We start from the raw sequence: 22,987 nt of genomic DNA, 5'->3' as shown, positions 1-22,987 counted from the left end.
GATTTGTCTAGTGTCCTGAGTCATAGGTTCATCGCTTTTCTTCAACGGACCTATGACTCAGGACACAAACTCCCAGATTGGTCGTTTTCATGAAACGTGTATTCATCACCGGCGCATCCAGCGGCATCGGCGCCGCCCTGGCGCAATACTATGCAGGGCAGGGCGCGTCGCTGGGACTGGTGGCCAGGCGCCAGCCGGTGCTGGAACAGCTGCTGGCCGGCCTGCCGCATCCGGAGCGGCACCGGCTGTACGCGCTGGATGTCAACGATCATGCGGCCTTGAGCGCGGCGGCGGCGGATTTCATCGCTGCCGGCAATGGCGTTGACGTGGTGATCGCCAGCGCCGGCATTTCGCAGGGCACGCTGACCGAACATGCGGAAGACCAGGAGGTGTTCAACCAGGTGTTCGCCACCAATGTGCTGGCCACGGTGGCGACCTTTGCGCCCTTCATCGCCAGCATGAAGCGTCAGGCCCGGGAAGGCCAGCGCGATTTGCGCCTGGTCGGGGTCGGCAGCGTCGCCGGCATCCGCGGCTTGCCGGGCGCCGGCGCCTATAGCGGTTCGAAGGCGGCGTTGATCAGTTATTGCGAGTCGCTGCGGGTGGAGTTGCGCGCCAGCGGCATCAAGGTGGTCACCATCGTACCCGGCTATATCGATACGCCGATGACCCAGGTCAACGATTACGCGATGCCGTTCCTGATGCCGGCCGAGCGCTTTGCCGCCAAGACCGGCGCGGCGGTGGCGCGCGGCAGCAGCTACCAGGTGATTCCGTGGCAGATGGGCGTGGTGGCCAAGCTGTTGCGGCTGTTGCCCAACTGGCTATACGATCTGGTGTTTTCCAAGGCGCCGCACAAGGCGCGCAAAGGTATGGATTAATTCGCGGACTGATTTACGGACTGACCCATGGACTTTCATAGTTTCTTCTTATTCGTGCTGACCGAGCTGGCGCTGTCGGCCTCGCCCGGACCGGCGGTGATGCTGGTGGTGGCCTATGGCATTACCGCCGGCTGGAAAAAATCGATCTTCGCGACGCTGGGGATACTGACCGCCAATGCGATCTATTTCACCATTTCGGCGACCGGCCTGGGCGCCTTGATCGTCGCCTCGCATACCTTGTTTACTGCGGTGAAGTGGCTGGGCGTGGCCTACCTGGCTTATCTCGGCCTGTCCGCCATCTTCGGCCGGCCGTCGCCGATCACCGCTTCCAGGCTGGACGGCAGGAATTCGTCCGGCTGGAAGATCTGGCTCAGCGGCCTGACCCTGCAGCTGGCCAATCCCAAGGCGCTGATCTTTTTCATCGCCATCCTGCCGCAGTTCCTGAATCCGGCCGCGAATGTGCCGCTACAGATGATCTGGCTGGCAGCCGGCTCGATGATTCCGGAATTCTTTATCCTGCTCGGCTACGCTGTGCTGGCGGGACGAATGCAAACCATCGCAACCCGCCCGGCTTTTGCGCGCATCACCGACCGCGTCGCCGGCAGCCTGATGCTGGCGGTAGCCATGATCGTAGCCGCAATACAGCAGTAGGGTGGGCACACCGTGCCCACGCGTGACCGTGATAGCCGGAGTACGGACCGCACAGAAACCGGCATGTAGGTAGTGGGAATTTCCACGTGGCGCGCTGTGCCCACCCTGCGCGTCCTGGCCGCTGCTCCTGTCAGGCCGCGCTGAAGCGGTAAACCTGGTCCGCATCCAGCCGTCGTTTCAGCACGCCGTCGAACCACAGCTTGTGCAGATGCGCCAATGCCTCGCCCAGCGCGAACGTCATCTGATGGGCGTCAAGCGGGCGGCGGAACATGATGGGGACGATGTCGCTGGCCGATTGCGGCTCTGATGTGCAAGCACTCACTACCTCTGCCAGCCTTTCCCTATGATGCTGTTGCAGCTGGTCGATGCGGATCTGCAAGCCGCGAAACGGCTTCCCGTGCGAAGGCAGCACAAGGGTTGCGGTCGGCAGGGCGCGGTATTTTTCCAGCGAATCCATGTATTGCTGGACCGGATTGGATTCCGGTTCGATGGCGAACACGGAGACATTGGTGGAAATCCGCGGCAGCACCATATCGCCGGAAACCAGCAATTCCAGATCGCCGCAGTACAGCGCCACATGTTCCGGCGCATGGCCGAAACCAGTGATCACCTGCCATTGATGCTGGCCGATGCGTACGCTTTGGCCATCGGCCAGGCGATGGTAAGCCTGCGGCACCGACGGCACCATGGACGGATAATAGGACTTGCGCTGGGATACCTTGGCGATGACGTCGGGGTCGCACATGCCGTGCCGCTGGAAATGCGGCAAGGCGGCGCTGCCGTCGGCGCCTGGCAGGGCAGCCGACATGATGCGTGCTGAAAAATATTCACCGCCGCTCATCCACAAGGGCGCTTGCCAGCGCGTGCACAGCCAGTCGGCCAGGCCGACGTGGTCAGGATGGCAATGGGTCACCAGCACCCGCAGCACCGGCAGGCCGCGCAATTCCTTGGTAAAAATCTCTTCCCAGGCGGCGCGCGTGGCGTCGCTGGCAATTCCGCAGTCGATGATGGTCCAGCCATGGCGCACGCCGTCTTCGGTCTCGACGCTGTCTTCCAGCAGCCACAGATTGATGTGATCCAGAGCGAACGGCAAGCCCATGCGCAGCCAGCGCACGCCGGGCGCGACTTCCAGGGTGGCGCCGCTGGCTGGCAGGGTGTCGCCGAAGGCGTAGCTGAGCTGGGCTTCGAGTGCGTTCATGGGGATTTCTTTCTGTTTTGGCAATGCCAGTAGTTTTTCGGTGTTTTCATTTTCCGCCAGCGCGCCTACAATGTGCTTTACGTTAACGTTAACTGCCATTGTACCTAAACCAGCATTTTTTGTTCCTTGATGACTATCTGACCATGCCGACTTACACCATCACCGAACTGGCGCGCGAATTCGATATTACCCCGCGGGCGATCCGTTTCTATGAGGATCAGGGTTTGCTGAGCCCGAAACGGGATGGCGCCGGCGGCCGCAACCGGGTGTATGCGCCGCGCGAGCGCACCCGCCTGAAATTGACCTTGCGCGGCAAGCGCCTGGGCCTGACGCTGTCGGAAATAAAGAGCCTGGTCGACATGTACGATTCGCCCAAGGATTCGGCGCCGCAGCTGGAACTGTTCCTGCAGGTGCTGGCCCGCCACCGCGAGCATCTGGAGCAGCAGCGCGAAGACATCGAAGTCACGCTGGAAGAAATCACCGCCCACGAGGATGAATGCCGGCGCTTGCTGGACAGCGGCCAACTGAGCGATCACGCTGTGCTGGCGGCTGCCGGCGACAAGGACTGAAACCGTCATCACTACCGATTCCCGATTACACAACTCGCAAGAATAACGAAGGAGACAATATGATCCATTTACCAGGTTTGACGTTCGATCACGGCGAAGACATCGACGCTTTACGCAGCGCCATCCAGGAGTTCGCCGCGGCGGAAATCGCCCCGCGCGCCGCCGAAATCGACCATACCGACCAGTTTCCCATGGACCTGTGGAAGAAAATGGGCGATCTCGGCCTGCTCGGCATCACGGCGGAAGAAGAATACGGCGGCAGCGGCATGGGCTACCTGGCGCACATCATCGCCATGGAAGAAATTTCGCGCGCTTCCGCTTCGGTCGGCCTGTCCTATGGCGCCCACTCGAACCTGTGCGTGAACCAGATCAAGCGCAACGGCAGCCCCGAGCAAAAAACCAAGTACCTGCCGAAACTGATTTCCGGCGACCATGTCGGCGCCCTCGCCATGTCCGAGCCGAACGCCGGTTCCGACGTCGTCAGCATGAAGCTGCGCGCCGAACTCAAGGGCGACCGCTATATCCTGAACGGCAGCAAGATGTGGATCACCAATGGTCCTGACGCTGACGTGCTGGTGGTATACGCCAAGACCGACCTGGAAGCCGGCGCCCGCGGCATGACCGCCTTCCTGATCGAAAAGAGTTTCAAGGGCTTCAGCGTCGCGCAAAAGCTGGACAAGCTGGGCATGCGCGGTTCGCACACCGGCGAACTGGTGTTCCAGGATTGCGAAGTGCCGGCCGAAAACGTGCTGGGCGGCCTCGGCAAGGGCGTCAACGTCCTGATGTCCGGCCTGGATTACGAGCGCACCGTTCTCTCTGGCGGCCCGCTTGGTATCATGCAAGCGTGCATGGATGTGGTGGTGCCGTATGTGCACGACCGCAAGCAGTTCGGCCAGTCGATCGGCGAATTCCAGCTGATGCAGGGCAAGCTGGCCGATATGTATTCGACCATGATGGCGTGCAAGGCTTATGTATACGCAGTGGGCCAGGCCTGCGACCGCGCCAAGAACCCGGCCGCAGCTCGGGCGCTGCGCAAGGATGCCGCCGGCGCGATCCTGTATTCGGCGGAAAAAGCTACCTGGATGGCGGGCGAAGCGATCCAGGCGCTGGGCGGCAACGGTTATATCAACGAGTATCCGGTGGGACGCCTGTGGCGCGACGCCAAGCTGTATGAAATCGGCGCCGGCACCAGCGAAATCCGCCGCATGCTGATTGGTCGCGAGTTGTTTGCGGAAACTAATTAAGACAAGTGCCGGACAGCGTTTATGCGATAGCGCCGTCATCCCCGCGAACGCGGGGATCCAGGTTGGCAACGATAGCAATCAACATGGATTCCCGCGTTCGCGGGAATGACCGGGGCGCGTAGCCGGGGCCGACGAGGCCGGGACGCGTAGTTGGGGGTCGCCTGGACGGGGCAGCTTAGACACAATAAGAATGAAGTGACATCAGGACGGGTTTTGTGATTTCCTTGTTTAATGGCACAATTGAAAAAAAGGCAACAACGTCAAGAACATGACTTCACTGCATATTCACACCGCATTACTGCGACATCCGCAACTTTCCGTCGCGCTCGACAAGATCGTGTTGCTGAAGATGGAAAACACCCAGCCGGCCGGCTCCTTCAAGCTGCGCGGCATCGGCCTGCTATGCCAGCGCGCGGTAGCGGCCGGCGCTAGCCACCTGGTGTGTCCGTCCGGCGGCAACGCCGGCTTTGCCGCTGCCTTCGCCGGCGCTGCGCTCGGCATCAAGACCACCATCGTCGTCCCTGAAAGCACCGCCGCCTCGGTCTGCCAGCGCATCCGCGACATCGGCGCCGAGGTGATCGTGCACGGCGCGGTCTGGGACGAAGCCAACCAGCTGGCGCTGCAGCTCTGCGAGCAGCCCGGCAGCGTCTACATCCCGCCTTTCGACCATCCCGACATCTGGGATGGCAACGCCACCATGATCGATGAAGCGGTGCTGCAGGCGCGCGAGCTGGGTGTGGAATTCGATGTCGTCGTCTGTTCCGTGGGCGGCGGCGGCCTGATGAGCGGCGTGCTGAGCGGCCTGCATCGCAACGGCCTGGCGCACATCCCGCTGATTGCGGCGGAAACCGATGGCGCCGCTTCGCTCAACGCCGCGGTGCGCGCGGGTGAGCTGGTCAGCCTGCCGGCGATTACCTCGATTGCCTCCACCCTGGCCGCCAAGCGCGTGGCCGCCGAATGTTTCGCCTGGACCCAGCGCCATGAGGTCCACAGCGTGGTGGTCAGCGATGCCCAGGCAGTTTCCGCGGCGCTGCAGTTCGCCGACCAGATGCGCACCCTGGTCGAGCCGGCTTGCGGCGCGGCGCTGGCGGTGGCGTATGAGAATCTGCCGGTGCTGGCGCCTTACAAGCGGCCGCTGATCGTGGTCTGCGGCGGCATCGGCGTCAGTTTGGCTATGCTGGCAGGCTGGAAGGAACGGTTCTCGCTGTGATCACCTCTGGAAATTTTCCGAAATTATTGTCGTCGCAGATCGCTTTCGATACCGCGCGCATGATCTTGGACGGTTTCGACAAGCATTATCGTTTGTTCCGCGCGGCCAGCCAATTAGCCAAGCAGCATTTTGAAGACGCCGACTGGAAAACCGCCCAGCTGGCCGCGCGCGAACGCATCGGTTTCTACGATGCGCGGGTGCGCGAATGCGTGCAGGCGCTGGAAGACGAATACGACCAGGGCGACCTGACCGACGAGGTCTGGCGCGAGGTAAAGCTGCACTATATCGGCATGCTGACCTATCACAAGCAGCCGGAGCTGGCGGAAACCTTCTTCAATTCAGTCTGCTGCAATATCCTGCACCGCACCTATTTCCACAACGATTTCATCTTCGTGCGGCCGGCGGTGTCGACCGAATATATCGACACCGACGAAGCGCTGCCGACTTACCGCGTGTATTACCCGGCCAAGGACGGCCTGCACTATACGCTCAAGCGTTTAATTACCAATTTGCAGTTGCAGCGGCCGTTCGCCGACCTCGACCGCGACATCACGCTGGCCGAGGAGCGCATCCGCCAGGCCTTCGGCGACACGCCGCTGGAGCCGAATCACCAGATCCAGGTCTTGTCGAACGCGTTTTACCGCAACAAGGGCGCCTACGTGGTCGGCAAGATGATCAACGGTCCGCGCGAATATCCCTTCGTGGTGCCTATCCTGCACGACCGCGACGGCAAGCTGGTGCTGGACGCGGTGCTGTTCGACAATAAGATCCTGACCATCCTGTTTTCTTTCACGCGCGCCTATTTCATGGTCGACATGGAAGTGCCGTCAGCCTATGTGCAATTCCTGCGCAGCCTGCTGCCGAACAAGCCGCGCAGCGAGATCTACACCATCCTGGGTTTGCAAAAGCTGGGAAAAGCGCTGTTTTACCGCGATTTCCTGCGCCATTTGCGGCATTCTTCGGACAATTTCGAGATCGCTCCCGGTATCCGCGGGCTGGTCATGGTGGTGTTCGCCTTGCCTTCGTTTCCCTACGTGTTCAAGGTCATCAAGGACTTTTTTCCGGCGCCGAAGGAAACCACCAATGCCCTGGTCAAGGAAAAATACCTGCTGGTCAAGCACCACGACCGCGTCGGCCGCATGGCCGATACCCTGGAATATTCCAGCGTGGCCTTCCCGCGCGCCCGTTTCGCCGACGAACTGCTGGCCGAGCTGAAGCAGGTGGCGCCTTCGGTGGTGGAAGAAGACGGCGACGAAATCATCATCAAGCACCTGTACATCGAACGACGCATGGTGCCGTTGAATATCTACCTCAGCAATGCCGAGCAAAACGACGACCAGGCAGCGCTCGAACATGGCATTACCGAATACGGCAACGCCATCAAGGAACTGGTCGCCGCGAATATCTTTCCGGGCGACATGCTGTACAAAAATTTTGGCGTGACGCGTCACAACCGCGTCGTGTTTTACGACTATGATGAGATTGAATACATTACCGACTGCAATTTCCGCGTGATCCCGCAGCCGCGCAATGAAGAAGATGAAATGTCGGCCGAACCCTGGTATTCGATCGCCAAAAACGACGTCTTTCCGGAACAGTTCGGGGTATTTCTTCTCGGAAATCCAAACGTGAAGAAGTACTTTATCAAGCATCATGCCGATTTGCTAACTCAGCAATATTGGCAACAACGCAAGCAGCACATACAGGAAGGGCATTTCGACGATGTCTTTCCTTATCCGCAGGAATGCCGTTTCACCTATAAGCCCGTTAGCCAGTCAGCACCAGCAGCAACACAGACATCGTAGTTAATCGCATTATTTTTAACCAACCAGGCAGCAAGGCCGTAAGCGGACATCGCGGATCAAGGTGGTAGCCGCAGCGGCTGACAAGTTGTCATAATCTGGAGAAGCAACATGAATGACCCAATCGTTATCGTCGGTGCAGCACGTACTCCAATGGGTGCGTTTCAGGGTGATTTTGCGGCGTTGACCGCCACTGATCTGGGCGCCGTGGCAATCAAGGCCGCGGTAGAGCGCGCCGGCCTGAAGCCGGAACAAGTCGACGCCGTGTTGTTCGGCAATGTGCTGCAAGCGGGCCAGGGCCAGGCGCCGGCGCGCCAGGCAACCATCAAGGCCGGCCTGCCGGTCGGCACCAATGCTGCCACTATCTCCAAGGTATGCGGTTCGGCCATGCAAGCCACCATGTTCGGCTTCGACTCCCTGCTGGCAGGGACTAACGAAGTCGTAGTCACCGGGGGCATGGAATCGATGACCAATGCGCCTTACCTGATCCCGAAAGCACGCGGCGGCTACCGTATCGGCCACGGCATGATTTTCGATCACATGATGCTGGACGGCCTGGAAGATGCCTATTCCAAGGGCGAAAACGGCGGCGGCCGCTCGATGGGTACTTTCGGCGAAGAATGCGCCTCCAAATACCATTTCAGCCGCGCCGACCAGGACGCCTTTGCAATCGCTTCGGTGCAGCGCGCGCAGGCAGCTACCGCCGACGGCTCCTTCAAATGGGAAATCGCCCCGGTGACAGTCACCAGCCGTGCCGGCGAAGTGGTGATCGACAAGGACGAAGGTCCGCAAAAAGCCAAGATCGACAAGATCCCGTCGCTGCGCGCGGCGTTCAAGAAGGACGGCACCATCACTGCCGCTTCCTCGTCCTCCATCAACGACGGCGCTGCGGCGCTGGTGCTGATGCGCGAATCGACCGCCAAGAAACTCGGCTGCACGCCGATTGCCCGCATCCTCGGTCACACCAGCCACTCGCAAGAACCGGAATGGTTCACCACCGCACCGGTCGGCGCGATTGAAAAGCTGTACAAGAAAGTCGGCTGGAAGCACAGCGACGTCGATCTGTATGAAGTCAACGAAGCGTTCGCCGTGGTGCCGATGGCAACCATGAAAGAACACGACATCCCGCATGACAAGATCAACGTCCACGGCGGCGCTTGCGCTCTAGGCCATCCTATCGGCGCTTCCGGCGCGCGCATCATCGTCACGCTGCTGGGCGCACTGAAGGCCAAGGGTCTCAAGCGCGGCGTGGCGTCACTGTGCATCGGCGGCGGCGAAGGCACGGCGATTGCCGTTGAACTGGTCTGATAGTTCGAAGTTGCAGGACGTCCGCATAGCACCGTAGCAAGCAAGCATCAAAGGATCAGCGTTTTTCCGTGGCTTTGCCGCGGATTCACGCTGATCTTTGTTATTTGACTTCATGAATTGCGATTTAAACAAGGTAATGAATATGGCCGCTGCAATTGATTTCTACTTTGATTTTTCGTCCCCCTACGGTTACTTCGCTGCCACCCGCATCGATGAACTGGCGGCAAAATACAAGCGCGATGTCGAATGGCATCCGATTCTGCTCGGCCCGGTGTTCAAGACCACCGGTTCGCTGCCTTTGCCGCAGGTGCCGATCAAGGGCGATTACTCGTTCCACGATTTCGAGCGCAGCGCGCGTTTCCACGGCATTCCCTACAGCCGCCCGAGCGCCTTCCCGATCTCGACCCAGGCAGCGGCGCGCGCCGTGCTGTGGGTGCGCGGCAGGCAAGGGGAGGACAAGGCCAACAAGTTCGCCAAGCAGATTTACCAGGCTTATTTTGTCGACGGCATCAATATCGGCGAACCGATGCATCTGCTGGAAGTCGGCCACCGCAGCGGCATCGACACCAACGGCCTGATGGACGGCATCAACAGCCTGCCGATCAAGAACCAGCTGAAAGCCGAAGTCGACCTGGCGATGGCGCGCGGCGTGTTCGGCTCGCCGTTCGTGATCGTCGACGGCGAAGCGTTCTGGGGTTTCGACCGTTTCGATCAGCTCGAAGCATTCATGCGGGATGGCAAGATTTGACGGCTGCAATCGTAGACTGCCCCTGCGGCGGCGGCAAATACGCGCAATGCTGCGGCCGCTATCACGCGGGCAAGGAAGTGGCGCCGACGGCGCTGGCGCTGATGCGCTCACGCTATAGCGCCTATGTGATGGATAACGGCGCCTATCTGCAGGCGACCTGGCATGCCAGCACCCGATCGGCTGAGCCGGTCGTGGCGGAAGCCGGCTTGAAATGGCTGGGGCTGGAGGTGCGCAGGCATGAGGCAGATGGCGACAGTGCCATCGTCGAGTTTGTGGCGCGCTACAAGACCGGCGGCCGCGCCCATCGTCTGCATGAGGTCAGCCGTTTCGTGCGCGAGCCCGATGCAGCGGGCGTATCGCGGTGGTTTTATGTCGACGGCAGTTTTCCGGAAAAATAATAAAGCAAGCCCGGAAAAGGTAAGCAAGGCAAACAGGAGACAAGATCATGAAGCAGTTAATTTCCAGTATTGACAGCGGCCGCCAGGATACGCCGCTGATCGAGCAGACCATAGGCGCATTTTTCGACGGCATGGCAGCGCGGGTTCCAGACAACGACGCGCTGGTGTCGCGCCATCAGAACATCCGCTTCAGCTACCGCCAGCTGCAGCATGAAGCGCGGCGCCTGGCCAGCGCCATGCTCAAGCTTGGCCTGCAGCCGGGCGACCGCATCGGCATCTGGTCGCACAACAATGCCGAGTGGCTGCTGACGCAGCTGGCCACCGCCTATGCCGGCATCGTCCTGGTGAATATCAATCCCGCCTACCGTGTCAGCGAGCTGGAATATGCGCTCAACAATGTCGGCTGCAAGGCATTGATCTCGATGACCAGCTTCAAGACCAGCGACTACCTGGAAATGATACGCAGCGTGGCGCCGGAGCTGGCCGCTGCACAAGCGGGCGCTTTACAGGCCGCGCGGCTGCCGACCCTGAAAACCGTGATCCAGCTCGGCAGCGATGCGGTGCCCGGCATGCTGCGCTTCGCCGACCTGATCGCCGGCGGCGATGCAGCCGATCCGCGGCTGGCAGAGATCGGCAACGGCTTGCGCGCCACCGATCCTATCAATATCCAGTTCACCAGCGGCACTACCGGCTTTCCCAAGGGCGCGACGCTGACCCACCGCAATATCCTTAACAACGGCTTTTTCATCGGCGAAGCGATGAAGCTGACTGCCGCCGACCGCCTGTGCATCCCGGTGCCGCTGTATCACTGCTTCGGCATGGTGCTGGGCAATCTGGCCTGCCTGACGCATGGCGCCACCATCATTTATCCGAATGACGGTTTCGAGCCGCTTGCCGTACTGCAGGCGGTGCAGGAAGAACGCTGCACCGGCTTGCACGGCGTGCCGACCATGTTTATTGCCGAGCTCGACCATCCGCGCTTTGCCGAGTTCGACCTGTCGACCTTGCGCACCGGGATCATGGCCGGCTCGCCCTGTCCGATCGAAGTGATGAAACGCGTGGTGCGCGACATGCACCTGGAGCAGATCACGATTGCCTACGGCATGACCGAAACCAGCCCGGTCAGTTGCCAGAGCATGACCGATACGCCGCTGGAAAAGCGGGTATCGACGGTCGGCACTGTGCAGCCGCATCTGCAGGTGAAAATCATCGATCCGGAATCCGGCGCCATCATGCCTATCGGCAGTTCCGGCGAACTGTGCACACATGGTTATTCGGTGATGCACGGCTACTGGGGCGATGCTGAAAAAACGCGCGAAGCGATCGACGCCGAAGGCTGGATGCATACCGGCGACTTGGCGGTGATGGACGCGGAAGGCTACGTCAACATCGTCGGCCGCATGAAAGACATGGTGATACGCGGCGGCGAGAATATCTACCCGCGCGAGATAGAAGAGTTCTTGTACCGCCATCCAGCCGTGCAAGACGTGCAGGTGGTCGGCGTGCCGGACCCGAAATATGGCGAGGAATTGTGCGCCTGGATCATCCTGCGCCCGGGACTGAGTGCGGACGAACAAGCTATACGCGATTTTTGCCAGGGCCAGATCGCTTACTACAAGGTGCCGCGCTACATCCGTTTTGTTGCGGCTTTCCCGATGACCGTCACCGGCAAGATACAGAAATTCAAGATCCGCGAAGCGATGAAGGACGAGCTGCATCTCAACGACGTCCGCACCGCCTGAGCACTGCCTAAGCACCGTATTCCACGACAACATCAGAGACATCAGATTTATAAAAGGACATTGCAATGCCCCAGTTAGAAAGCAAGCTGAATCCACGCAGCGAAGAATTCCAGCAAAACGCCGGCGCCCTCAACCTGCTGGTCGACGACCTGCGCCAGAAAGTCGCGCAGATTGCCGAAGGCGGCGGCGAGGCGGCGCGCAGCAAGCATGTGGCGCGCGGCAAATTGCTGCCGCGCGACCGCGTGCAGATGCTGCTCGATCCAGGCACGCCCTTCATGGAGTTTTCCCAGCTTGCGGCCTACCACGTCTACAAGGACAAGGACGGCAGCGACGCCGCGCCGGCCGCCGGCGTGATCACCGGCATCGGCCGCATCGCCGGCCAGGAATGCGTGGTGGTCTGCAATGACGCCACGGTCAAGGGCGGTACCTACTATCCGCTCAGCGTCAAGAAACACTTGCGGGCGCAGGAAATCGCCGAGCAGAACAACCTGCCTTGCATCTACCTGGTCGACAGCGGCGGCGCCAACTTGCCCAATCAGGACGAAGTCTTCCCAGACCGTGACCATTTCGGCCGCATCTTTTACAACCAGGCCAACCTGTCGGCCAAGGGCATTCCGCAGATCGCCGTGGTGATGGGTTCTTGTACCGCCGGCGGCGCCTATGTGCCGGCGATGAGCGACGAATCGATCATCGTCAAGAACCAGGGCACGATTTTCCTGGCCGGTCCGCCGCTGGTGAAAGCCGCCACCGGTGAAGTCGTCAGCGCCGAAGACCTCGGCGGCGGCGATGTCCATACCCGTCTGTCGGGCGTGGCCGATCACCTGGCGCAGAACGATATGCACGCGCTGTCGCTGGCGCGCACCATCGTCTCCAACCTGAACCGGCAAAAGCCGCAAGGCCCGCTGCTGCGGCCGGTGGTGGAACCGAAATATCCAGCGCACGAACTGTACGGCGTGATTCCGGTCGACACCCGCAAGCCGTTCGACGTGCGCGAAGTGATCGCGCGCGTGGTCGACGGCAGCGAGTTCGATGAATTCAAGGCGCGCTACGGCACCACGCTGATCTGCGGCTTCGCCCACATCTACGGCATGCCGGTCGGCATCATCGCCAACAACGGCATCCTGTTTTCCGAAGCCGCCCTGAAGGGCACGCACTTCATCGAACTCTGCTCGCAGCGCAAGATTCCGCTGGTGTTCCTGCAAAACATCACCGGCTTCATGGTTGGCCGCCGCTACGAAAATGAAGGCATCGCCCGCAACGGCGCCAAGATGGTGACCGCGGTGGCTACCACTTCGGTGCCGAAGCTGACCGTGATCATCGGCGGCAGCTTCGGCGCCGGCAACTACGGTATGTGCGGCCGCGCCTACTCGCCGCGCTTTCTGTGGATGTGGCCTAACGCGCGCATTTCAGTGATGGGCGGCGAGCAGGCCGCCGGCGTGCTGGCTACCGTCAAGCGCGACGGCATCGAAGGCAAGGGCGGCAGCTGGAGCGCCGAGGAAGAAGAGGCTTTCAAAAAGCCGATCCGCGACCAGTACGAACATCAAGGCCATCCGTATTACGCGTCCGCCCGCCTGTGGGACGACGGGGTGATCGATCCGGCCGATACGCGCCGGGTACTGGGGCTGGGTTTGAGCGCTGCTTTGAATGCGCCGATTGCTGATACCAAATTCGGCGTGTTCCGGATGTAAGCGGCTGGTGCATAAACAGGGATAAGAAAATAAAAATGTTCAAATTCACAAATAGACGTCATTTCATTTTGACCTGCGTGCTTGCTGCCATCTGCTGGCAAGGTACGGCGCAAGCCCGCAATACCAGGCTGGTGCTGCCGGTCGGCCCGGTGGTCTCGCCGAAGACCGCGCAGCAGGCGCCGGCGGCTGAAGGCAGTGCGGCGGTCAGCGGCGGCGATATGGCCTTCGTCTTCGGTTCCGCCATACCGGAAGGGATGACCGTGTTGCCGGGCGAGATTGTGATCCGCGGCGAGATCCAGCCTAGCTTCAAGAACGGCTACGAAGACGATATCGTCTGCAACAAGGCACTAAAACAGGCGCTGGTTTACCTGGTGCAACGGGCGCGCGCGAATGGCGCCAATGCAGTGGTGGGCATCGTCAGCTACTACAACCACGGCGCGATCATGGATAGCGTCAGCGATTATGAATGTCATGCCGGCACTACCCGCGCGGTGGTGGACCTGAAGGCGCGGCTGGCGCGGGTGGAGGGCTTTGGCGCCAGCGCCGAGCAGTCGTCACAGCCTGTCGCGGTACCCGCTGCTGGTAATGCCACGGGTAAAAGTCAGTTCTGAGAATTTTGAGCATAGGAGCGGGCAGGCGAGACGCTAAAGGTTTCACAGGTTAATTATTCACAGGGATATAAAAAAATAATCATGCTCACATCTTTGAAGAAATCATATCTTGCCCCAGCCTTTGTTTGCCTGTTGGCCAGCGCGCTGGCGCCGACCTTAGCGCAGGCACGCAATACCAAAATGCTGCTGCCGCTGAGCGAGGCCGTCTCGCAGCGCGTGGTGCAGCAGGCGCTCGGCAGCGATCTGTCGATCGGCTTCGGCGCTGCCGTGCCAGATGGCGCGACCGTGCTGTCGCAAGAGGTGTTCGCCAGGGGAGAGGCCAAGCCCAACTATCGCACCATTTCCACCGACGATGCCGCGGTCTGCAGAATGGCTTTGCAAAATGCCGTGATCGATCTGGTCAAGCAGGCACGCAATAGCGGCGCCAATGCGGTGGTCGGGATCGTCAGTTTCTACGACCATCTGGCGGTCATGGACAGCACCACCCAGTATGAATGCCATGCCGGCATGACGCGCTCGGTGGTTGATCTCAAGGCCAAGCTGGCCAAGATCGAGCGCGGTTACGGTGGCAATGCGGTAGTGGCGCCGCCGCGCCTGATGCCGCCGGCGTCCGGCTACGCCGACATCAACGACGTGCAGCAAGTGCCGTTCCTGGACCAGCGTGGCCGCGAGGTATACCAGTTATGGCTGACCAGGACCGGTCCGCGCGCTTTTGTGGTGGCGGAGGACGGCTTCGTATGGCAATCCTGGGGCACGCCGCCTGACCCGAATGTGTCAAGAGATCCTGCCCTGCGGGCTTTGCAGAGCTGCTATAACCACGGCGCTAAAAACTGCCAGCTGTACGCGGTCGATAACGCCGTGGTGTATCACCCCGGTGCGGCGGCAAGCCAGTTGCAGCAACCGAATGCGCCGGCCGGCCGCGCTCCGCAAGGCGAATAATATGCAAGCAATTGAATGATCATGGATAAATCCATACGCTCACATAGCCGGCGGACCGCGTCTTTTGCCGCGGTTTGCGCCGGCCTGTGCCTGTGCGTCTGGGTTAGCCATGCTTCGGCACAGCCGCTGGCGCAGGATCTGAATGAAACCGTCGCCAGGCTGCCGGTGACGGTCAAGAATTTCTACGGCCGCAGCGTCAGCGGCGACATCATCGTCACACAATTCAAGCCGGCCGGCGCCGGGCCATTCCCGCTGGCGATCATCAATCACGGCCGCAGCGCTACCGACCGCTCCAAGCCGCCTCGTTTCCGCTATACGCAGCAGGTGCGTTTCTTCACCGAGCGCGGCTTTGCCGTGTTCGTGCCGACCCGGCTAGGCTATGGCGATACCGGCGTCGAGCCCGATCCCGAGGAAAGCGGCGGCTGTAACCAGAAAGACTATGCGCCGATGGCCGCGGCAGCCAGTGCGGAAGTGCTGGCTGTGCTCGACTACGCCAGGCGCCAGCCTTACATCAATCCGGAGCGCGTGCTGCTGGTAGGGCAATCGGTAGGCGGTTATACCACCACCGCGACTGCTGCCCGCATGCCGCCGGGTTTGGTGGCGGCGATCAATTTTGCCGGCGGCGCCGGCGGCGACCCGGACAAACATCCCGGCGTGCCTTGCCAGGGAGGCAAGCTGGAGAGCATGTATGCCGAATTCGGCAAGACCAGCAAGGCGCCGATGCTTTGGGTCTACACCGAGAACGACTTGTTCTTCGGGCCGCAATACAGCCAGCAATGGCATGCGGCCTTCACCAGGGCCGGCGGCCAGGCCGAATACAAACTGCTGCCGCCGTTTGGCAAGAACGGGCATTTCCTGTTCTCCTCCGGGACCAAGGTCTGGGCGCCGGTGGTGGCCGCCTTCCTGGATCGTGTAGGGTTTGCCGCGGAGCCGGTGAGTAAATGATGAATAGTTATTTTGCCGCGCTGGCCAGCTATCACCTCTGGGCCACCACGAAACTGCTTGGACATATCGATGCCATCAGCGAGGAGGAATACCGCCGCGATTGCGGGCTGTATTTCGCTTCGATCCATGGCACGCTTAACCATATGCTGGTCGGCGAACGCAATTGGTATGCGCGTATTGCCAAAGAAAATTCACCCATCGTGCCGCTCGATTCCGAACTTGAAAGCGAGCGCGCGGCGCTTGGCAATGCACTGGCCAAGGCCTCCAGGCGCTGGAGTTCCTGGCTGGCTACACAGCCGCAGCAAAGTTATGACGGCAATTTACATTACACGCGAGCATCCGGGGAGCCAGCCGTGGCGCCTTTCATGGCGGTGCTCGGCCACGTATTCAATCATGCAACCCATCACAGAGGTCAGATTACGGCGGCGCTGACCGCAATGGGCCGTGCCTGTCCGGAACTCGATTTTATTTATTGGGCTGTAGCGATTCAGCCAACGGAGATCAAACAGTGACTTATCAGACTTTAGTAATACAACAGGCAGGGCAGGTTGCCACTATCGTACTCAACCGGCCGGAAGTGCGTAACGCCTTCAATGAAACCATGATTGCCGAGATCACCCATGCCTTCCTCGAACTGGGCGGCAGCGAGCAGGTGCGGGCGATCGTGCTGGCGGCTGATGGCCCGGCATTCTGCGCCGGCGGCGACCTCAACTGGATGAAGGCGATGGCGGATTACACGCCGGAGCAGAACCGCGCCGACGCCGCACAGCTGGCAAGCATGCTGCGCACCATTTACCAATGTCCCAAGCCTGTAGTTGCTCGGGTGCAAGGTGACTGCTACGCCGGCGGCCTCGGACTGGTTGCCGCCTGTGATATCGTGGTGGCGGTCGAAGCAGCGCAGTTTTGCCTGTCGGAAGTGAAAATCGGCCTGATCCCGGCCACCATTTCACCTTATGTCATCAAGTCCATCGGCGAGTCGGCCGCGCGCCGCTACTTTATTACCGCTGAACGCTTCTCCGCCGAGACCGCACAGCGGCTCGGCCTGGTGCATGAAGTCAGCACGGCGGAAAAACTCGATGACAGCGTCAACCTGCTGCTCAAGGCCTTGCTGGCGGCAAGTCCGAATGCGGTCAGCGAAGCCAAGCGCCTGGTGCGCTCGATTGCCGGGCAGCCGCTGAGCGAAACCATGATCGCCGACACCGTCGAAGAGATTGCGAAAATCCGTGCTTCCACCGAAGGACGGGAGGGCGTGCGCGCCTTCCTGGAGAAGCGTAAACCGTCCTGGCTGCAGTGATTGCGGCGCGATCACATACAATCTCGTCCTTGCGGCTGTGATTTTGCCGAATCAAGGCTGAAAAAGAGAGTAAATGCGATAACAAATGATTAACGAAGATTTTTTGCAAGATCCATACCCCGCCTACCACGCCCTGCGTGCCGAGGGCGCGCTGCATTGGAGCCCGGAGTTCTGCGGCGGCGCCTGGCTGCTGACCGGTCACGCCGATGTCGCCAGTGTGCTGCGCGATCCGCGCTTCTCGGTGCGCCGTGCCGGCGGCTGGGCCAACAGCAGCGGGCCGGAAGCGCTGACCGAGCTGCGCGAATTCAAGCGCATCTTTTCGCGTTCGCTGCTGTTCGTCGACGCTCCGCAGCACACCCGTTTGCGGCAGGTAATGAATGCGGGTTTCAAGCCTGCAGCCCTGCAAGAACTTGCTCCACAGATACAAATTATTGTCGACCGTTTGCTGGATCAGGTATTGGCAAAAGCTGCCGCTATGCCGTCCGGGCAGTTTGCTCAGTTCGACTTCATGCGCGATTTCGCCCGTCCGCTGCCGGCGCTGGTGATCGCCAGCATGCTCGGCATCGCCGCCGAAGACCGCAGCGATTTCGTCGCCTGGTCCGACGATATCGCGGCTTTCATCGGCAGCCCGACGCCGACCCTGGAGATTGCCCGCGCCGCCCAGGTCAGCCTGATCGCGATGAACGAGTATTTCCGCCAACTGCTGCCGCAACGGCGCGCGGCCTTGGGTGACGATCTGATGAGCCAGCTGATCCGCGCGGAAGCGACGGGCGGCATCATCACTACCAAGGAATTGCTGGCGCAATGCTGCACCCTGCTGTTCGCCGGCCATGAAACCACCCGCAACCTGCTCGGCAACGGCATGCTGGCGCTGTTGCAGCATCCGCAGCAATGGCAGGCGTTGCAAGCAGATCCATCCTTGTTGCCGTCGGCACTGAAGGAGTTGCTGCGTTTCGACAGCCCAGTGCAATATACCGGCCGTCGCCTCAAGGTCGACGTCGAGATGCATGGCAGGGTAATGAAAAAGGGCGACCTGGTGATCCCGCTGATCGGCGCCGCCAACCGCGATCCGGCCAAGTTCAGCGAGCCGGACCGGCTCGACATCCAGCGCAACGAGGGCGCCCATCTGTCCTTCGGCTACGGCCCGCATGTCTGCATCGGCGCCACGCTGACCTACCTGGAAGCGGAAATCGCCATGCGCAGCGTGATGCGGCGTTTGCCGCAGTTGCGGCTGGCCGGCGCTACGCAGTCGTGGGGCGGGAATGCCGTATATCGCAGCCTGAACGCCTTGCCTTTGCAATTCGCTCATCCGGCGCAGGCGGCTCGCGCATCGGCAGTGGAAGCCGACTATGCCTGAGCTGCTGAAGCAGATCCGCGCCCAGCTGGATGCGCTGCAAGAGCAAAAGCTGTTGCGCAAGCGCCGCGTCGTCGACGGCCCGCAAGGACCCTTGCTGGAAGTCGACGGCCGCCAGTACCTGGCTTTCTGCAATAACGATTATCTCGGCCTGGCCAATCATCCCGCCCTGCATGCGGCAGCACAGGCGGGGCTGGACAAGTACGGCGTCGGCGCCAGCGCCTCGGCGCTGATCAGCGGCCATACCAGCGTGGTGGAAGAGCTGGAGCAGACGCTCGCCGATTTCGTCGGCATGCCGCGCGCGCTGCATTTTTCCACCGGCTACATGGCCAATATGGGCACCATTCCGGCGCTGGTCGGCGCCGGCGACGTGGTGTTCTCGGACCGCTTGAATCACGCTTGCCTGATCGACGGCGCCCGTCTGTCCGGCGCCCAGTTCCGCATTTATCCGCACAACGATGTAGCGCGGCTGGAACAGCTGCTGGCAAAGAGCACGCATCCGCGCAAGCTGGTGGTTACCGACGCTATCTTCAGCATGGACGGCGACATCGCACCGCTGCCTGAACTGCTGGCCTTGTGCGAGAAATACGATGCCTGGCTGCTGGTCGACGACGCCCATGGTTTCGGCGTGCTGGGGCCGCAAGGGCGCGGCAGCGTCGCCCATTTCGGACTGAAGTCGGAGCGCATCCTGTACATGGGGACGCTGGGCAAGGCTGCCGGCGTGGCCGGCGCCTTTGTCGCCGGCGATGCGACCTTGATAGAATGGCTGCTGCAGCGCGCCCGTACTTATATCTTCACGACCGCCAGTCCGCCGCTGCTGGCCAGCGCCCTGCTGGCGGCGGTCCGGCTGATGCAGACGGAAGACTGGCGGCAGCAGCATCTGCAGCAGCTGATCGCGCGGCTGCGCAACGGCCTGGCCAGTTTGCCATGGCCCTTGCTGCCGTCGGCAACGGCGGTGCAAGCCCTGATCGTCGAAGACAACCAGTTGGCGCTGGACCTGATGGAAGGTTTGCGCGAGCAGGGCATCTGGGTACCGGCGATCCGGCCGCCCACCGTGCCCAAGGATACGGCGCGCCTGCGCATCTCGTTGTCGGCGGCGCACAGTAACGAACAAGTAGATCAATTGATCAGCGCATTGCATGCACTGGCAAAGAAACGTGCCGGCGCTGATGTGGGCGGCATGGCAAGGAATACCGTTGAATAAAAATATACCTGCACATATACCTGTACCTAAGCCGGACCTGGTTCAGCGCAGCCTGGACAGCGTCTGGCATCCGTGCACGCAAATGCAGCATCATGAATCGGTGCCGCTGATCCCGGTCAGCCGCGGCCGCGGCGCCTGGCTTTACGACACCGACGGCAAGCGTTACCTGGATGCGATCAGCTCCTGGTGGGTCAATCTGTTCGGCCACGCCAATCCGCGCATCAATGCCGCCCTGAAGGACCAGCTCGACCAGCTGGAACATGCGATGCTGGCCGGCTTTACCCATGAACCGGTGGTACGGCTGTCGGAACAGCTGGCGGCGCGCACCGGCCATGTGCTGGGGCATTGCTTCTATGCCTCGGACGGCGCTTCGGCGGTCGAGATTGCGTTGAAGATGAGTTTCCACGCCTGGCGTAATGCCGGCTACGGCGACAAGCAGGAATTCGTCTGTCTCAAGGGTAGCTATCACGGCGAAACCATAGGCGCGTTGGCGGTAACCGACGTGCCGCTTTTCCGCGATGCCTACGGCCCCTTGCTGCGGCAGGCGCACGTGGTGGCCTCGCCCGATGCGCGCGCCGCGCGCGACGGTGAAAGCGCCGCCGAGGTTGCCCATCGCGCTGCCGCGGTGCTGGAAAAATTGTTGCAGCAACGCTCCAGCCACATCGCTGCCGTCATCATCGAGCCGTTGGTGCAATGCGCCACCGGCATGGCGATGCACGACCCGGTTTATCTGCGCGAACTGCGCGCCTTGTGCGACCGCTACAAAGTGCACCTGATCTTTGACGAGATCGCAGTCGGCTGCGGCCGCACCGGCACCTTCTTTGCTGCCGAACAGGCTGCGCTGCCTGGCGAAACACCGATCTGGCCGGATTTCCTCTGCCTGTCGAAAGGCATCAGCGGCGGCTACCTGCCCTTGTCGCTAGTGATGACGCGCGACGAAATCTATCAGGCCTTCTACGACAGCGACGTCGCCCGCGGCTTCTTGCATTCGCATTCCTACACCGGCAACCCGCTGGCTTGCCGCGCCGCCCTGGCGACGCTGGCGATCTTCGAGGAAGACGATGTGCTCAACGCCAACCGCCTGCGCGCGCAAAAAATCAGCGCGGCATTGGCGCCCTTGGCGCAGCATCCGAAAGTAAAGCACTTCCGCCAGCGCGGCATGATCTGGGCCTTCGATGCGGTGATCGAAAGCAAGGCGCAGGCAGCCACATTTTCGCGGCGCTTTTTCAGCAGCGCAGTGGAACATGAATTGCTGATGCGGCCGATCGGCAAGACCGTCTACCTGATGCCGCCGTATATCCTGGACGATGAAGAAATCGCCTTGCTGGGTGCACGCACCGCCGCCGTTTTTGAAAGCGTGATCGGCCATGACTGACGTTATTACCAATCAAGCAAAAGCTGCCTGGTTCATCGCCGGCACCGATACCGAAATCGGCAAGACGCTGATCGCCAGCGCCATGCTGCATGCGCTGACAAAAACCGGCGTGCGCAGCGCCGGCATGAAGCCGGTGGCGGCCGGCGCCGTATTGCGTGACGGCGTCTGGCATAACGACGATGCCGATATCCTGGCGGCGGAAGCCAGCGTAGCGTTGCCGCAGGAACTGACCACACCGTTTCTGCTGCAACAGCCGACCGCGCCGCACATCGCCGCGGCGCAAGAGAACAGAACCATCGAGGTATCCCATATTCTGTCGTGTTATCAACAGCTGGCGCAGCAGGCCGATGCGCTGGTGGTCGAAGGCGTCGGCGGTTTCCGCGTGCCGCTCAACGACCGCGAAGACACCGCCGACCTGGCGCAGCAGCTTGGCTTGCCGGTGGTGCTGGTAGTCGGCTTGCGGCTGGGCTGCATCAACCACGCCATGCTGACGGTGGAAGCGATCGCCGCGCGCGGCTTGCGCCTGGCCGGCTGGGTCGCCAATACGGCCGATGTCCACATGCTGAATGGCGACGCCAATATCACCGCGCTCAGCAGCCGCATAGCGGCGCCGCTGCTGGGCCACGTGCCGCGCATGGATGCCTTGCCGGCCAAGGCGCTGACCGCGGCGGCAGCCAGTCATTTGAATTTTTCCAGTTTGCCGGGTTGGCCTGAGCCATCCGGCAATCGCTCTTAATAAACTTATTCCCTCAATACAAAGGAAGTCTGATCATGTCATCGCAAGCAATTACATTACATCCTGCCGCCAAACCTATGGTGTTCCCTGAAGACGCTAAATGGCCGGTAGAGAAAGTGCTGGAACTGTTCAACCTGCCGTTCAACGAATTGATGTTCAAGGCGCAGCAGACGCATCGCGAAAATTTCGATCCGAACGAAGTCGAACTGGCGACGCTGCTGTCGATCAAGACCGGCGGTTGTCCGGAAGATTGCGGCTACTGCCCGCAGGCAGCGCGCTACGACACTGGCGTCACCGCGCAAAAAATCCTGCCGCTGGATACCGTGCTGGAAGCGGCGCGCCAGGCCAAGGCGCACGGCGCTACCCGTTTCTGCATGGGCGCGGCATGGCGCGAGCCGAAGGACCGCGACCTGGAAAAGGTCGAAGAAATGGTCCGTGAAGTGAAGGCCCTCGGCCTGGAAACCTGCGCCACCCTGGGCATGCTGGGCGAAGGCCAGGCGGAACGCCTGAAGGGCGCCGGCCTCGATTACTACAACCACAACCTGGATACCGCGCCGGAAATCTACGGCGACATCATCACCACCCGCGATTACCAGAACCGCCTGGACACGCTCGACAGCGTGCGCGGCGCCGGCATCAAGGTCTGCTGCGGCGGTATCGTCGGCATGGGCGAATCGCGCCTGCAGCGCGCCGGCCTGGTGGCGCAGCTGGCCAACCTGGAACCGTATCCGGAATCGGTGCCGGTGAATAACCTGGTGCAGGTCGAAGGCACGCCTTTGCACGGCATCGACCCGATCGACCTGTTTGAATTCGTGCGTACCGTCGCGGTAGCGCGCATCACCATGCCTAAGGCATGGGTGCGTCTGTCGGCCGGCCGCCGCCAGATGGGTGAAGCGATCCAGTCGCTGTGCTTCCTGGCTGGCGCCAACTCGATTTTCTACGGCGACAAGCTGCTCACCACCGGCAATCCGGAAGTGGAAGAAGACCGCGCCTTGCTGGAAAAACTCGGCATGCATTCGCGCTCCTCGGCGTTCGACGCGCGCTGCGAAGTCACCGCTGACGCCGCCGCCGACAACACCCAGAAACAATAAATATA

At 61.2% G+C, this 22,987-nt stretch carries 22 protein-coding genes; 21 read left to right on the top strand and 1 reads right to left on the bottom strand.

Translation table 11 applies throughout. The features are described from left to right. Positions 1-89 precede the first annotated feature (89 nt). The gene (locus tag BCF11_RS09780) at positions 90-875 is read left to right on the top strand and encodes an SDR family oxidoreductase (protein WP_098497415.1); all 786 of its coding nucleotides are present in this window, start codon (positions 90-92) and stop codon (positions 873-875) included. A gap of 27 nt (positions 876-902) precedes the next feature. Further along, positions 903-1,526: a LysE family translocator gene (locus BCF11_RS09775; protein WP_098494575.1), complete on the top strand. Its 624-nt coding sequence runs from the start codon at positions 903-905 to the stop codon at positions 1,524-1,526. A gap of 130 nt (positions 1,527-1,656) precedes the next feature. Here the strand turns inward: BCF11_RS09775 and BCF11_RS09770 are convergent, their stop codons facing one another. After that, complete coding sequence (locus BCF11_RS09770; protein WP_098497414.1) at positions 1,657-2,724, bottom strand: MBL fold metallo-hydrolase; 1,068 nt, start codon at positions 2,722-2,724, stop codon at positions 1,657-1,659. A gap of 143 nt (positions 2,725-2,867) precedes the next feature. On the opposite strand from BCF11_RS09770, the gene BCF11_RS09765 reads away from it, so the two are divergent. The 19 genes from BCF11_RS09765 (at position 2,868) to bioB (ending at position 22,982) form a co-directional block, all read left to right on the top strand. Continuing rightward, positions 2,868-3,293 carry a MerR family DNA-binding transcriptional regulator gene (locus BCF11_RS09765; RefSeq protein ID WP_098497413.1) on the top strand — a complete coding sequence of 142 codons (426 nt, stop codon included), beginning with the start codon at positions 2,868-2,870 and terminating at the stop codon, positions 3,291-3,293. 59 nt (positions 3,294-3,352) lie between these two features. Beyond that, the gene (locus BCF11_RS09760) at positions 3,353-4,537 is read left to right on the top strand and encodes an isovaleryl-CoA dehydrogenase (protein WP_098494574.1); all 1,185 of its coding nucleotides are present in this window, start codon (positions 3,353-3,355) and stop codon (positions 4,535-4,537) included. A 268-nt stretch (positions 4,538-4,805) separates the two neighbouring features. Next, positions 4,806-5,747, top strand: coding sequence for a pyridoxal-phosphate dependent enzyme (locus tag BCF11_RS09755; protein WP_098494573.1), 942 nt, complete (start codon positions 4,806-4,808; stop codon positions 5,745-5,747). Next, positions 5,747-7,552, top strand: coding sequence for a bifunctional isocitrate dehydrogenase kinase/phosphatase (aceK, locus tag BCF11_RS09750; RefSeq protein ID WP_098497412.1), 1,806 nt, complete (start codon positions 5,747-5,749; stop codon positions 7,550-7,552). Before BCF11_RS09755 ends, aceK begins: the two co-directional genes overlap by 1 nt. Positions 7,553-7,660: 108 nt before the next feature. Next, positions 7,661-8,857, top strand: coding sequence for an acetyl-CoA C-acetyltransferase (locus tag BCF11_RS09745; protein ID WP_098494572.1), 1,197 nt, complete (start codon positions 7,661-7,663; stop codon positions 8,855-8,857). A 142-nt stretch (positions 8,858-8,999) separates the two neighbouring features. After that, on the top strand, positions 9,000-9,605 hold the full coding sequence (locus BCF11_RS09740) for a 2-hydroxychromene-2-carboxylate isomerase (RefSeq protein ID WP_098497411.1): 606 nt from the start codon (positions 9,000-9,002) through the stop codon (positions 9,603-9,605). After that, a complete protein-coding gene (locus BCF11_RS09735) occupies positions 9,602-10,003 on the top strand; it encodes a YchJ family protein (RefSeq protein WP_098494571.1) in 402 nt (133 codons plus the stop codon). The genes BCF11_RS09740 and BCF11_RS09735 overlap by 4 nt, the downstream gene beginning before the upstream one ends. A 47-nt stretch (positions 10,004-10,050) precedes the next feature. Then, positions 10,051-11,745, top strand: a complete 1,695-nt coding sequence (locus BCF11_RS09730) for an AMP-binding protein (RefSeq protein WP_098494570.1) — start codon at positions 10,051-10,053, stop codon at positions 11,743-11,745. A 65-nt stretch (positions 11,746-11,810) separates the two neighbouring features. Continuing rightward, positions 11,811-13,433, top strand: a complete 1,623-nt coding sequence (locus tag BCF11_RS09725) for a carboxyl transferase domain-containing protein (protein WP_098494569.1) — start codon at positions 11,811-11,813, stop codon at positions 13,431-13,433. Between the two features lie 35 nt (positions 13,434-13,468). Then, positions 13,469-14,044 (top strand): hypothetical protein, encoded by a 576-nt coding sequence (locus BCF11_RS09720; RefSeq protein ID WP_098494568.1) that lies wholly within the window; start codon positions 13,469-13,471, stop codon positions 14,042-14,044. An 81-nt stretch (positions 14,045-14,125) separates the two neighbouring features. Next, positions 14,126-14,983, top strand: a complete 858-nt coding sequence (locus tag BCF11_RS09715) for a hypothetical protein (protein WP_143751287.1) — start codon at positions 14,126-14,128, stop codon at positions 14,981-14,983. A gap of 21 nt (positions 14,984-15,004) precedes the next feature. Then, a complete protein-coding gene (locus BCF11_RS09710; RefSeq protein ID WP_098497410.1) occupies positions 15,005-15,928 on the top strand; it encodes a S9 family peptidase in 924 nt (307 codons plus the stop codon). Continuing rightward, positions 15,925-16,440: a DinB family protein gene (locus BCF11_RS09705; protein ID WP_369827743.1), complete on the top strand. Its 516-nt coding sequence runs from the start codon at positions 15,925-15,927 to the stop codon at positions 16,438-16,440. The genes BCF11_RS09710 and BCF11_RS09705 overlap by 4 nt, the downstream gene beginning before the upstream one ends. After that, a complete protein-coding gene (locus tag BCF11_RS09700) occupies positions 16,437-17,222 on the top strand; it encodes an enoyl-CoA hydratase/isomerase family protein (RefSeq protein WP_098494566.1) in 786 nt (261 codons plus the stop codon). The genes BCF11_RS09705 and BCF11_RS09700 overlap by 4 nt, the downstream gene beginning before the upstream one ends. Before the next feature lie 103 nt (positions 17,223-17,325). Then, positions 17,326-18,579 (top strand): cytochrome P450, encoded by a 1,254-nt coding sequence (locus tag BCF11_RS09695; RefSeq protein WP_369827742.1) that lies wholly within the window; start codon positions 17,326-17,328, stop codon positions 18,577-18,579. Then, the gene (gene bioF / locus BCF11_RS09690) at positions 18,572-19,780 is read left to right on the top strand and encodes an 8-amino-7-oxononanoate synthase (RefSeq protein ID WP_098494564.1); all 1,209 of its coding nucleotides are present in this window, start codon (positions 18,572-18,574) and stop codon (positions 19,778-19,780) included. Before BCF11_RS09695 ends, bioF begins: the two co-directional genes overlap by 8 nt. Next, complete coding sequence (gene bioA, locus BCF11_RS09685; RefSeq protein ID WP_255407809.1) at positions 19,773-21,155, top strand: adenosylmethionine--8-amino-7-oxononanoate transaminase; 1,383 nt, start codon at positions 19,773-19,775, stop codon at positions 21,153-21,155. The genes bioF and bioA overlap by 8 nt, the downstream gene beginning before the upstream one ends. After that, complete coding sequence (gene bioD / locus BCF11_RS09680; protein WP_098494563.1) at positions 21,148-21,891, top strand: dethiobiotin synthase; 744 nt, start codon at positions 21,148-21,150, stop codon at positions 21,889-21,891. The genes bioA and bioD overlap by 8 nt, the downstream gene beginning before the upstream one ends. 35 nt (positions 21,892-21,926) lie before the next feature. Further along, complete coding sequence (gene bioB, locus BCF11_RS09675) at positions 21,927-22,982, top strand: biotin synthase BioB (protein ID WP_369827741.1); 1,056 nt, start codon at positions 21,927-21,929, stop codon at positions 22,980-22,982. Positions 22,983-22,987 lie beyond the last annotated feature (5 nt).

It is taken from the genome of Collimonas sp. PA-H2, from assembly GCF_002564105.1.
Lineage (GTDB): Bacteria > Pseudomonadota > Gammaproteobacteria > Burkholderiales > Burkholderiaceae_D > Collimonas.
Note: the sequence above shows the minus strand (reverse complement) of the source record. Positions and strands in the feature narration are given on the sequence as shown.